Annotated in this window: 6 protein-coding genes and 1 pseudogene; 4 read left to right on the forward strand and 3 right to left on the reverse strand. The window is 71.6% G+C overall.

What is annotated here, in order from left to right:
* Positions 1-4: 4 nt before the first annotated feature.
* On the reverse strand, positions 5-1,438 hold the full coding sequence (locus tag IF11_RS42990) for an SDR family NAD(P)-dependent oxidoreductase (protein ID WP_169746441.1): 1,434 nt from the start codon (positions 1,436-1,438) through the stop codon (positions 5-7).
* Positions 1,341-6,845: a type I polyketide synthase gene (locus IF11_RS36915; RefSeq protein WP_078490895.1), complete on the reverse strand. Its 5,505-nt coding sequence runs from the start codon at positions 6,843-6,845 to the stop codon at positions 1,341-1,343. Before IF11_RS36915 ends, IF11_RS42990 begins: the two co-directional genes overlap by 98 nt.
* 728 nt (positions 6,846-7,573) lie before the next feature.
* Between IF11_RS36915 and IF11_RS0124250 the strand changes: the two genes are divergently transcribed.
* The 4 genes from IF11_RS0124250 (at position 7,574) to IF11_RS42245 (ending at position 11,000) form a co-directional block, all read left to right on the forward strand.
* Positions 7,574-8,566: a glycosyltransferase family 2 protein gene (locus IF11_RS0124250; RefSeq protein WP_037728434.1), complete on the forward strand. Its 993-nt coding sequence runs from the start codon at positions 7,574-7,576 to the stop codon at positions 8,564-8,566.
* A gap of 66 nt (positions 8,567-8,632) precedes the next feature.
* The gene (locus IF11_RS0124255; protein ID WP_030353829.1) at positions 8,633-10,153 is read left to right on the forward strand and encodes a DUF6056 family protein; all 1,521 of its coding nucleotides are present in this window, start codon (positions 8,633-8,635) and stop codon (positions 10,151-10,153) included.
* Between the two features lie 85 nt (positions 10,154-10,238).
* Positions 10,239-10,547, forward strand: a complete 309-nt coding sequence (locus tag IF11_RS0124260; protein WP_030353830.1) for an SCO5918 family protein — start codon at positions 10,239-10,241, stop codon at positions 10,545-10,547.
* Between the two features lie 75 nt (positions 10,548-10,622).
* The gene (locus IF11_RS42245) at positions 10,623-11,000 is read left to right on the forward strand and encodes a hypothetical protein (RefSeq protein WP_078490896.1); all 378 of its coding nucleotides are present in this window, start codon (positions 10,623-10,625) and stop codon (positions 10,998-11,000) included.
* Between the two features lie 171 nt (positions 11,001-11,171).
* Here IF11_RS42245 and IF11_RS0124270 read toward each other — a convergent pair.
* A pseudogene (locus IF11_RS0124270) lies at positions 11,172-12,701 on the reverse strand (DEAD/DEAH box helicase); the annotation flags it as partial.
* Between the last annotated feature and the right edge of the window lie 276 nt (positions 12,702-12,977).

Below are 12,977 nucleotides of genomic sequence, written 5' to 3' on the forward strand. Positions count from 1 at the left end.
CCGGTCACCAGCCGGAGGCGGTGTAGACCGCGGCGTGCACCGAGGGGGCGCCCCAGGCGAGTTCACGCAGCAGGCTCAGCGGTCCCTCTTCGGGGTCGATGAGCTTGATGCCCCGGGACGCGTACGAGCGCATCAGCTCGGGAGTGACCATGCCACCGTTCGTCTCGGAGGCCGCCCAGGGGCCCCAGTGGACGGTCAGCCCGCGCCGGCCGTCGGTCGACCAGCGGCGTCCCAGCTCCTCCAGGGCGTCGTTGGCGGCGGCGTAGTCGGACTGGCCCCGGTTGCCGAGCGCCGCGGCGATGCTGCCGAACAGGACGGCGAAGCGCGGCCCGGTGGGCAGCGAGTCGACCGCGTCGAGCACCGCGCGCGCCCCGCCCACCTTGGTGGTGAACACCCGGCGGAACGACTCGACCGGCTTCTCGGCGATCAGCTTGTCCTCGATGACCCCGGCGGCGTAGACGACGCCGTCGAGCCTGCCGTGCTCGGCGTGGATTTCCTTCACCGTGGCCCGTACCACCTCCGAGTCGAGCACATCGACGCAGTGGTAGCGGACCTGGCTGCCGAGCGCCCGCAGTCCGGCGATCGTGTCGCGCACCTCGCGCGCGGCGAGCGTGGCGGACACCCGGCGCTCGACCTCGGCGGGCGAGGTCAGCCCGCCGGCGAGGAAGGCGGCCCGCAGCCCGGCACGGTCCGTGGCTCCGGCGGTCGCCGGGTCCTCGGTGTCGGCGGGGACCGGCGTGCGGCCCATCAGTTCGATACGGCACCGGCTGACGGAGGCGATCGTACGGGCGAACCGCGCGGTGATACCGCGGGCTCCGCCGACCAGCAGGACGACCGCGTCACGGTCGAGCCCCGCCGCCTCGGCCTCCGCGACCCCGTCACCGGCCGGGCCCGCGCCGGTGGCGGCCAGCGCGCCCAGATCGGTGAGGGTCAGCCGCAGGGCGCGCCGGGTGCCGCCGTCGGTCAGGACGACCGGCTCCCGTTCCGTGGCGGCGAGTTCGGTGACCAGTGCGTCGGCGACCGCGTCCGGTGCCGCGCCGGGGGCCACCTCGACCAGGGTCGCGGCGAGGTCGGGGTACTCACGGGCGACGCTGCGGAAGAAGCCCCGCAGCCCGCTGGCCGCGCCCTCGGTCCTGCGCTCGACGGCGAGCAGTCGGCGCGGGGCGCCGGCCAGCACGGTCTGGAAGAGCGGGAAGGCCTCGGGCAGCGGCGCCTCGGCCGCGTCGAGGGCGTCCAGATAGAGCACGGCGTCGGCGCCGCCCTCCGGCAGCTCTCCGGCGGGTACGAGCACGGGCTCGGCGCCGGCCGCGCGCAGCCGGTCGGCCACGACCGGGGCCAGCTCACCGCCGCCCAGGAGCAGCACCGTACTCCCGCTGTCCACGGTCCCGGTCACGGCGGGCAGTTCGGCCTCGGTGAACTCCAGCCGCTGCGGGGGCACGACCTCGGCCGCCGGCCCGGCGGTCGAGGCGGGTGCGGCAGGACCGGCCTGGGCGCCACTCGTCTCGGAGGTCTCCCCTCCACCGAGCCGGGTGGTGAGCATCAAGATCCGGCTCAATCATGTCCACCGGATAACCCGTACGCTCCGCCACCACCGCCAACACCGCACCCAACACCGCCTCACGATCCAACACCGGACCGTCAAGATCCGGCTCAATCATGTCCACCGGATAACCCGTACGCTCCGCCACCACCGCCAACACCGCACCCAACACCGCCTCACGATCCAACACCGGACCGGCACCAGCGGGAGCGGGGACAGGAGCGGCGGACGCGACGAGCACGGTCGCCGGGGCGGGCGCGGGCAGTGCGGCGGGGGCGGTCAGCCGCGGTGCGTCGGCGTAAGTGAGCGGACGGTCCGCCGGGACGGCCACGGGGCCGCCCAGATAGCTCAGCATGACGTCTCGCTGCGCCGCCACCAAGTCCCGGCTGGTGCGCAGGAATTCGGCGACGAGTGCGTCGGGACCGGACGCGGCGGCGCCGTGGGGGGCGTAGTTCTCCGGCACGATCAGCTCCGTAACGGGTCTGGCGGGGTGCAGGGCGTTGGGGGGAATGGTGCCGTCGGCGAAACGGACGAGCTGGCCGTCCACTGTCCAGCCGGCGGTGCGCCCGGGGACCGCGGTCTCGGGGTCGACCGCGTCGCGTCCCTGGAAGAGCCGGCCGGTGCGGACATCGGCTCCGCTGACGGCGAGCTGGGCCAGGGCGGTGAGGAAGCCGGTCAGTCCGGCGCCCCGGCCGCCGTCCAGCGGGATCGTACGGTGCGGGCGGTCGCCCAGGACCGCGGAGACCAGCCTGCTCAGTACGCGGCCGGGGCCCACCTCTGCGAAGACCCGGGCGCCCGCCGCGTACATGGCCTCGATCTGCTCGGTGAACCGGACGGGCGCGCCGATCTGCGCGGCGAGACCGGCCCGGATCGCTTCGGGCTCCGCCGGGTACGCCTCGGCCGTGCGGTTGGCCCAGACGTCGAAGGCGGTCGGGTAGACGGTCATGGACTCCAGGCGGTCGGCGAAGGCGTCGCCCGCGCCGGCCAGGAGGGGGCTGTGGAAGGCGCAGGCCACCTGGAGCGGCTTCGCCGAGTACCCGGCGTCCCGCAGATGGGTGACGGCCGCGGCCATCGGCTCGGTGGGTCCCGAAATGACGGTCTGCTGGGGCGCGTTGCGGTTGGCGGCCACGACGTCCTCGGCGAGACCGGCCAGCCGCAGCACGTCCTCGACCTGCTCGACGGTTGCGGTGACGGCCGCCATCGTGCCGGCGTCGCCGTCCGCCACCTGGGCGAGGATCGACTCGGCGCGGGCGGCGCTGGCGGTGAGAACGTCCTGGGGCGCGAGCGCCCCGGCCACACCGAGCGCGACCAGTTCGCCGTAGCTGTGGCCGGCGGCCATGGCGGGGCGCACGCCGACCGAGGCGAGCAGTTCGGCGGCGGCGAGTTCGACCACACCGAGCGCGGGCTGGGCGACGGCGGTGTCGGTGATCCGGGCCAGCTGGCCGGCCTTCGTCTCCTCGTCGAAGGCGGCCGGCGGATAGAGCGCGTCCGCCCAGCGGGCGCCGAGCTGGAGGTAGCGCTGCAACTCGGGGAAGGCGACGAAGAGTTCGGCGAGCATGCCGGGGCGCTGGCTGCCCTGTCCGGGGAAGAGGAAGGCCAGCTTTCCGGGTCCCTCGGCGTCGCTGCCCGTGGCGTCGGTCGCGATGTCGTCGGAGACATGGAGACCGGCCTCCGGGTCGTGCTCCCCGTCGGCGGCCCTGCGCAGCAGCTCGGGCAGCGCCGCGAGGCTCGGTGCGACCACGGCGATCTGTACCGGCTCGCCGCGTACCGCCGCCTGGTCGCTTCGGTGGGCCGCGTGACGCGCGTAATCGCGCAGTCGCCACTCGCCTCCGCGCTGGATCAGCTCAAGGAGCGCGCGGGCCGCTCGGCGCGCCGCGGCGGCGTCCCGGCCACGGAACGTGAACAGCTCCGCGGGCCAGGTGTCCAGCGTATGAGCGGGTGGCGCCTGGTCATACGCGCGTAGAACAACATGGAAATTCGTGCCGCCGAATCCGAAGGCGCTCACTCCCGCGATACGGTCCGCCGGCTCCGAGGCCCACGGCCGGGCGGCGGTGTGGAAGACGAACGGGCTGCTGTCGCCGTCCCAGGCCGCGTTGGGCTGCCGCACATGCAGGGTCGGCGGCTTCACCCCGTGGTAGAGGGCGAGCGTGGTCTTGATCAGTCCAGCGAGTCCCGCCGCGCATTTGGTGTGACCGATCTGGGACTTCACGGAGCCGACCGCGCAGCCGGCCGGCTCGGCCCCCGCTTCGGTGAACACCTCGGTGAGCGTGGCGAGTTCGGTGCGGTCACCGACGACGGTGCCGGTGCCGTGCGCCTCGATCAGCCCGACGTCGGCGGGGGACACCCCGGCGTTGCGATAGGCGCGGGTGAGCGCGGAGCGCTGGCCCGCCGGGCGAGGCGCGGTCAGACCGAGCGCCCGGCCGTCGCTGGCGCTGCCGACGCCGTCGATCACGGCGTAGATCCGGTCGCCGTCGCGCTCGGCGTCGGCCAGCCGCTTGAGCGCCACGCAGGCCACGCCCTCGCCGAGCGCGATGCCGTCGGCGGCGCCGTCGAAGGTGGCGGAGCGGCCCGTCGGGGAGAGCGCGTGCACGGAGGAGAACAGCAGATAGTCGTTGATGCCGTTGTGCAGGTCGGCGCCGCCGCAGAGCACCAGATCGCTGGTGCCGGTGACCAGTTCCTTGCAGGCCACGTCCACGGCGGTGAGCGAGGAGGCGCAGGCCGCGTCCACGGTGTAGTTGGCGCCGCCGAGGTCGAGCCGGTTGGCGATCCGGCCCGCGATGACATTGGCGAGCATCCCGGGGAAGGAGTCCTCGGTCAGCCGGGGCAGCTGTTCGTCGAGCGCGGACGGAATGGTGCCGACGTACCCGGGCAGCACCGTACGCAGGGTCGTCGCGTTGGACAGATCGCTGCCCGCTTCCGCGCCGAACACCACCGAGGTACGGGCGTGATCCGCGTCCGCCCCGTCGTACCCGGCGTCGGCGAGCGCGCGCCGCGCGGCCTCCAGCGCCAGCAGCTGTACGGGTTCGATGCTGGCCAGCGAGGCCGGCGGGATGCCGTAGCGCAGCGGGTCGAAGGGGATCTCGGGCAGGAATCCGCCCCAGCGCGAGGGGGTGCGCTCGCCGTCGCCGTCGGGCGCGTAGTACCGCTCCGCGTCCCAGCGGTGTGCCGGGACTTCGGTGACGCAGTCCTTCCCCGCCAGGATGTTGGCCCAGAACTCGGCGAGGTCGGGGGCGCCGGGGAACATGCCGGCCATGCCCACCACGGCGATCCGCAGCGGCTCGGGTGCGCTCTCCCCGGCATCATCCACGCTGTCGAGTCCGAGTGCGGTGCGCAGTCCGGCGGCCCGGGCGCGCAGCCATCCGGCGGCCCCGTCGGCGACGGACTCGTGGAGCGCCGCGACGGTGGTGACGGATTCGCGCAGGACGCAGACCTCCCCCGCCATGAACATGCCCTCGTCGGACTGGCGTGTCTCGTCGACCGCCCGCAGCTCGTCGCCGACCCGCTCGATGCCCTTGCTGGCGAGCCGGAGCCTGCCGACGTTGAACCGCTCCAGCTGTTCCCAGATCTCCCGGTCGGGCACGCCCTGCCCGCGCAGCTCGTCCTTGAGGTGGGCGAAGTCCTCGGTGATGGCGCTGTGGGCGCAGCGGGTGGCGTGGCCGGGGGCGGTCTCCAGCAGATCGGTCCGTTCGGCGGCGACGATGCTGCGCTGGAAGAGCGGCTGGATGGCGCCGGCCGCGACCGCCTCCTCGGTGAAGAGGTACGCGGTGCCCATCAGCACACCGAACGCGGCTCCCGCCCTGGTCAGCGGGGCGGCGAGGGCCGCCGCCATGGCGGCCGAGCGGGCGTCGTGGATACCGCCGGCGAACAGGACGGTCAGCTCGGCGGCGGTCTCGTCACCGGTCTCGGCCACGAAGTCGAGCAGGACCTCGGTCTGCGCCTCCCACAGCGGGAAGCTGTTGCGCGGTCCGACATGCCCGCCGCACTCGGCGCCCTCGAAGATGAACCGGCGCGCGCCGGCCGCGAGGAACTGCCGCAGCAGCCCCGGGGAGGGCACATGGAGGAAGGTGGCGATGCCCTCCGCCTCCAGCGCGGCGGCCTGGGCCGGCCTGCCGCCCGCGATGATCGCGTGCGTCGGCCTCAGCTCCCGTACGACCTCCAGCTGCGCGGACCTGATCTCCTCGTCCGCGAACCCGAGCACACCGACTCCCCAGGGGGCGTCGCCGAGGGCTTCGCGGGTGCGCTCCAGCATCGTCCGGGTGCGGTCCGCGTTCGCGAGCGCCAGCGCCAGGAACGGCAGTCCGCCTCCGGCCGCGACGGCGGCGGCGAACGCCGGCTCGTCGCTGACGCGGGTCATCGGCCCCTGGGCGATGGGGAATTCGGTACCGAGCGCCCGTGCGCCCGCCGAGCCGGCGGCCAGCGCGGCGGCGGGCCGGTCGTCCTCGACGGCAGCGGATATCGCTGCCCTGACGCCCCGTATCGCGTCGCCCACCGACTTCCAGCGCCGGGCGAAGGAGGCCGCGAGAAAGCCGTCCTGACCGACCGGCAGGAACTGTGTGCGCAGATCGTCACTGCCGACCCTGGCCGCGAACTCGGCCGGATCTGCGGGGAGTTCGGGGGCGCCGGGGCCTCGGCGGCGCAGCACGCGCGTCCCGTGGTGCAGCACGGTCTCGGAGCCGTCGAGTCCGGTGAGCGCGCCGGTGAGCTCCGCGGGCAGGCCCGCCTCGTCGAACAGGGCGAGCTGCGTGTCGAGTACGACACCCGCCGCGCCTCCCGCGACGGCGGCGGCGGCCGTGTGCGGGCCGATGCCACCGCACGCCCAGACCGGCAGCGCGATGTCCGGGTCCGCGAGCACCTGCTGGAGCAGCACGAACGTACTCAGCTCACCCGCCCTGCCACCGCTTTCCGCACCGCGCACGATCAGCCCGGCCGCCCCGGCTCCGGCGGCCTGTCGCGCGCCCGCCAGATCGGTCACCTCCACCAGGACCCGGCGGCCGGCGAACTCCCCCGCTGTGCGCCCGGGGTCCGCCAGCAGCACGGTGTCCACCGGCTCGGGCAGCTCCGCCGAGGTGACGGTGCAGCCGGGCCGTATCCGCACACCGAACGGCAGCGACGACCAGCGGAGGGTGCGGTCGAGTGTGTCGGCGACGCTCCTCGGATCACCGGTGGACAGCTCCAGCACACTGAGCGCGCCCGCCCGTGCGGCGGCGGCCGTCAGCCGTGGCGACGAGCGGTGCAGTGGGTTGACGGCGATGACCGACTGGGGCAGTGAGAACTCAATGGACGCGACGGATTCCGGCATCCGCATGAAGTCTCCCGGATCGAAGTGGGGGGGAACCGTGGGGGGTGAATCGTGGGGGCAGACCGTGGGGGGCAGACCGTGGGGGGCGACTGGCCGGTAGTTAACTGGCCCTGCCTCCCAGGGGTCAACTGGTCACGCTGCGCGACGAGTTACAAATTGCCGCCGACCCACACACTCCGTAGCCGAAGAACCCTCACGAGGGGGCAGCAATCGGACGCCTTACCAGGTCCGCAATCCGCGGATCATGTGCGCGATATCGACCTGTCACGCCCTTGAAATGCAGGATCTGCCTCCGGGCCACCGACTGTGCCGGAGATCACAGCACGCGGGTCTCGCATTCCGCCGTCCGGCGGGCATGCCTACGCGGCGTGACGATGCCGCAGAAACGCTTCAGCTGCCTCGGCGCCATGCCGTGGTGACGCTTGAGCACACGATAGATAAATCTTATAGTTGCCACCGCACCAGTGAACGCGGCGTGAACCGGAGGAAGAAGAGTGAGGAACGTTCCGTCACATCTCCTCCTGCCCATATGCCCGCCGTCCGGCATCCGCTGACGCTCCGTCCGCACGCGCGCGGACTCCTTTTCCGTGACAGCTCCGGAAATCCTTACGGCAGGACCGGGTAACGCACCCTCAACACCACGAACAGCACCGTAATCCAACGGCTTTCCCTTCGCGACCCGTTCCTTTTCGGTGCCCCTTCCTTCCCGCCCCACCACGGGTATGTGGAGTGAGATGACAACCCCTCAGATTTCCATTGTCGTACCGTGTTTCAACGAGAGCGAGGTGCTCGGTACCTTTCACATCACTCTCCTCGCCGCCCTCGAACCGACCCGGCAGACTTTCGAGATCTGCTACGTGGACGACGGCAGCGTGGACGGAACCAGACGACAGCTCAGCGAACTGGCGTCGGCCGACCAGCGCGTCCGCTACACCTCCTTCAGCCGCAATTTCGGCAAGGAAGCCGCCATGCTCGCGGGACTGCGCATGTCCCGGGGCGACGCGGTCGTGCTCATGGACGCGGATCTCCAGCACCCCCCGGAGCTGGTGCCCCGCATGCTGGAGCTGCACCGGCACGGCTACGACCAGGTCGTGGCGCAGCGCGACCGCACGGGCGAGGGCGCCCTGCGCACCGCGCTCAGCAGGGTCTACTACCGGCTGGTGCGGCGCTGTATGGATGTCCATGTCGTGGACGGGGCGGGTGATTTCAGACTGCTCTCCCGCCATGCGGTGAACAGCGTGCTGTCGCTGCCGGAGAGCAATAGGTTCTCCAAGGGAATCTTCTCGTGGATCGGCTTCGACACCGCGAGCTTCACCTACCGGAATGTCCAGCGTGCCGCCGGCACCTCCAAGTGGGGCGGCCGGAATCTGCTCAACTACGGCATCGACGGACTGCTCTCCTTCAACAGCCGCCCGCTGCGTCTCGCCATCCATAGCGGCCTCTGGCTCTTTCTCTCCGCGCTCGTCTACGCGCTGTGGATCATCGCGAATGTCGCCCTGAACGGAGTGGACGCGCCGGGCTATACGACACTCATGACCGCCATCGTGGCGCTCAGCGGAATCCAGCTCGCCACGCTCGGCGTCATCGGCGAATACGTCGGGCGGATTTACCACGAGGCGAAGCGCCGTCCGCACTATGTGGTCCGGGAAACGGATACGACGCGTACGTCCTTTCCGTCCGGTGCGCCGTCGGCGACCTCCGTCGGACAAGCCCGTTCGGAGCGGTAGAGCACCGGCGCCCGGCCGCGGTCCCGCCGGAAACGGAACGTCCCCTTTCGAAAGGCAGTGGTGTACATGGCCGCGGGCGCGCCGAGCGTCATCATCCCGGAACAGCCGGGCGAAAGCCCGGGGCGGGAGCGGGAGCACGGCCGCGGATCAGCCGTACCCCCCGTACGCCCGTGGACGAGATACGGGGTGCTGGGCCTGCTGACACTGCCTCTGGGCCTTCTCGGGTCGGCGTTCTGGCTCGGCCGCCATGTCCGCCCCAGCGCGGACGAGTGGTGTTTTCTGCCCAGCGTGCGCGATCACGGCATCGCGGGGCTGGTCGGGAAGTTCTACCTCTCGGACAACGGACGGCTCGGCAACGGTCTGCTGGTCGGGCTGTACGCGAAGTTCGAGGTCGCGGGCCATCAGTGGTTCGGCCTGGTCAGTGGTGTGGTGATGCTGGGGCTGCTGTGGGCCATGACCGTACTGCTGCTGCGTCTGGCGGGCCGGACGGCGCCGCGTGGGGTACCACTGCTCGTGGCGTCGATGGTGACGGTGGTGTTTCTCTTCGCGAGCCTCAACACGTACAAGACGTTCTATTGGCCCGCCTCCTCCGTCTCGCACACTGCCGCACCGGTACTGGCGTGCGCCGCGGCGGTCCCCCTGCTGTGGGCCCGGTCGCGCCGCGGGCGCGTGGTGGCGGCGGCCTCCGCGCTCGTCGTGGGCGCCTTCCTCGGCACGCTCTCGGAGGAGACGTCGGTCGTCGCGCTGGTCGTGCTCACGGCCCTGCTGCTGCTCAACCGCCGGATCCTCGTCCCCCGCGTACGGGCGCAGGCGCGCGCCTGGTGTCTGGCCGGTGTGGCCGGGATCGGGATCGGCACGCTGCTGCTGCTCACCTCCCCGGGATCGCGCAACCGCCGTGAGCGGTACGACGCGGGCACGGCCTCGATGTTCGCGCCCGAATCGCTGGCGGACTCGCTGGGCGGGTTCCTGGACATCCTCGGGACCCTGCTCACCACCTGGCATTATCTGGCCGCACTCGCGGCCGGTGTGCTGCTGGCGCTGCTGACCGGGAACCGGGAAGGACGCGCGCCGGTGCTGCTGCCGTGCCGCCCGCTCTTCCTGCTGGGCGCGGGCACCGTCACGTTCCTGGTCGCCGGGTACCTCTGCACGGTCATCACCTACCCGCTCTTCGGATCACATGTGGTGACCGCGTACCGCACCTGGAACGACTATCTCCTGTTGTTCGTCGTCCTTCTGGCGGGCGCCGGGGTTCTCCTGGGGCGGGCACTGCGGGGGCACGCGCGGCATACGGGCGCCGTCGCGACGGCCGCCTGTGCGGCGATGTGTGTCGCGGTGTGTGTCGGACTGGCCTTTCCGCTCGGCGAGTTGGGCGAGAACATGCGCGTACGGGCCGAGAAGTGGGACCACCAGGACCAGTGGCTGCGGGAGCAGGCGGCGCGGGGCGCGCGGGTCCTCCCGTACAAACCGCTGTCCGTCAGCGGGATGGGGGAGCCGTTCGGGGGCAGGGGAAGCAGGAACTGGCCGGCCAGGTGTGTCGCCGACTACTACCACCTGAAGCGAATCACCTACACGGAAAGGCTTCCCTGATCCCACCGCCGTCACCGGCGCCTTCGCCCGCGTTCTTGTGGGATGCTGAAGTCTCCGCACGACCCCTTCTTCCCCCCGAGGCACTATGCGCTGCGTCATCGCCCGCTTCCCCTTCGAGCTGGTCAAGAGCGAGGTGCAGCAGGCGATGAAGGGCATCAAGCCCGAACCCATCACCGGTGAATCCGTGGTCATCGGCCGCCGCGCCTACCCCGTCAAGCAAGTGGGGGAGATCATCACACGGCAGGACCGCCGCGATTTCACCTCCTTCGAGGTGACCAGGGCGCTGACCCGGCTCGGCTTCACCTGCCACGCCGTCCCGGCTCCCGTCGCACCGGAGCCGCTCACCCCGCTGGAAACCGCGTCGGCGCTGCTCGGCCCCGGCGCGCGGGACTGATCCACGCCGGACCGGCCACGGGCGGCGTTTCGTACGCTCACTCAGGGCGCCGCCCGCGTAGTAGAGTCGGCGCCCATGTCGAAGCCTGATCATCTGCTTGTTGACATCGCCACCACCGTGGAGTCCGAGCAAAGCAATCAGATGTCCCTCACCGTGGTCGTCCAGGGCGCCGTCATCACAGGACGGCTGGCGCCGGAAGTTGTGTGGAGGGAGCGGGTCGCCGAGGTCCTGGAGGACTCCGAGCGGCTGGGGCCGTTCGCGGCCGTCTTCGGACCGGCCGGCGCGGATGCCCGCTCACCGCGGCCGTACGAGCCGCCCACCCATCTGCATTTCCATGTGGCCCGAATCCTCCAGGGAAGTTTCGGGATCCCGGAGACCGGTGGCATGTACCGCATCGCCATCGGGGATGTGAACGCCTGGACGGTAGGAGACCTCAGCTACTCCGACGGCTAGGTCCTGTCCGGTCGATCTTCGCGGATCAGGCCGCGGCGTCTGGCGCGTGCGATCGCAAGGCGGAGGGTCTCCCCAGTACTGGACGTACTGGGGTGATCCCGACAACGCGGCGAGCGTGCGTGCCAGGCGTCGCGGGCCCGCGACGGTGCCGTTACGGGGCGACTGGCGCGGCGCGCCGCCCGTGCGCGTCTTGGACGCGGATCCGGCGGAGGAGGCGGAGGAGGAGCGGCGGCCCTGACCCGCGCGGCCGCGGCCACGGGACTGGGAGGGGCCGCGCTTGGCGCGCTCCGTGACCGGCGCGGTGATGGTGACCGGAACCCCCGAGGGCGCCTGGGCGCCCGTGATGCGGCTCAGTTCGGCCTCGCCCGAGCGGACCTGGGCGGTCTGCGGGGTGATGCCCGCGTCGGCCATCAGCCGGCTCATCTCGCGCCGCTGGTTCGGCAGGACGAGCGTGACGACACTGCCGGACTCGCCGGCCCGTGCGGTGCGCCCGCCTCGGTGCAGATAGTCCTTGTGGTCGCTGGGCGGGTCCACATTGACGACGAGGTCGAGATTGTCGATGTGGATGCCGCGGGCCGCCACATTGGTGGCCACCAGCACCGTGACATGGCCGGTCTTGAACTGCGCGAGGGTGCGGGTGCGCTGGGGCTGGGACTTGCCGCCGTGCAGCGCGGCGGCGCGTACGCCGCTGTTCAGCAGATGCTCGGTGAGCCGGTCGACGGCGTGCTTGGTGTCCAGGAACATCAGCACCCGGCCGTCGCGCGCCGCGATCTCGGTGGTGGTGGCGTACTTGTCGGCGCCGTGTACGTGGAGCACGTGGTGCTCCATCGTGGTGACCGCGCCCGCGGACGGGTCGACGGAGTGGACCACCGGGTCGTGGAGGTAGCGGCGGACCAGAAGGTCGACATTGCGGTCGAGGGTGGCGGAGAACAGCAGCCGCTGGCCCTCGGCGCGTACCTGGTCGAGCAGCGCGGTGACCTGGGGCATGAATCCCATGTCGGCCATCTGGTCGGCCTCGTCGAGCACCGTGATGGCGACCCGGTCCAGCCGGCAGTCGCCGCGGTCGATGAGGTCCTTGAGCCGTCCCGGGGTGGCGACGACGATCTCGGTGCCGCCGCGCAGGGCGCTGGACTGGCGGCCGATCGACATACCGCCGACGACCGTGGCCAGCCGCAGCTTCAGCGACCGGGCGTACGGGGTGAGCGCGTCGGTGACCTGCTGGGCCAGCTCGCGGGTCGGGACGAGGATCAGTGCCAGCGGCTGCTTGGGCTGGGCGCGCTGTCCGGCGGTACGGGCCAGCAGCGCCAGGCCGAAGGCGAGGGTCTTGCCGGAGCCGGTACGCCCCCGGCCGAGGACGTCCCGGCCGGCCAGCGAGTTGGGCAGCGTGGCCGCCTGGATCGGGAACGGCTCGCTGACCCCCAGACCGGTGAGCGTCTTGAGCAGCTCGGCCGGCATGTCCAGGTCGGCGAAGGCCGTGACCGCGGGCAGGGCCGGGGTGAGGGTGACGGGGAGGGCGAACTCGCCCTTCAGCGCGGCGGGGCGCCGCCCGTATCCGCCGCCGGAGCGGCCCGGGGCGCCGGAGCGTCCCTGGGAGCCCGAGCGGCTGGGGGCACCCGAACCGAACCGGCCGCTCCTGCCGGAGCCGGCGGCGCCGCCGCGGGTCCGGGAGTAACGGTCGTTCGTGCGTGCTGCGCGGTTCATTCAGAACCTTTCTCGATGGGCACGTATCGAGAATTCTTGGCAGGAACACCGCACAAAGAATCGCAAGAACGAGCCGATGACATACAGAGAGCCAGAGCCACGCCGGGGCGGAAAACAGCCGGAACCGTGCGTCGCGTTCCGCACACCGTCATGGGGCACGGAACGGGCTCTGTGAAAAACGTGGGAAAACAGAGGAAAAACGGGAAACGCCGGGAAATGCGGAAAACAACGAGCTGGGGCCCGCATTTCTAGGTGCGGACCCCAGCTACGTCATGA

Origin of the sequence: Streptomyces scopuliridis RB72 (genome assembly GCF_000718095.1) — a bacterium.
In the GTDB taxonomy this organism is placed as follows: Bacteria; Actinomycetota; Actinomycetes; order Streptomycetales; family Streptomycetaceae; genus Streptomyces; species Streptomyces scopuliridis.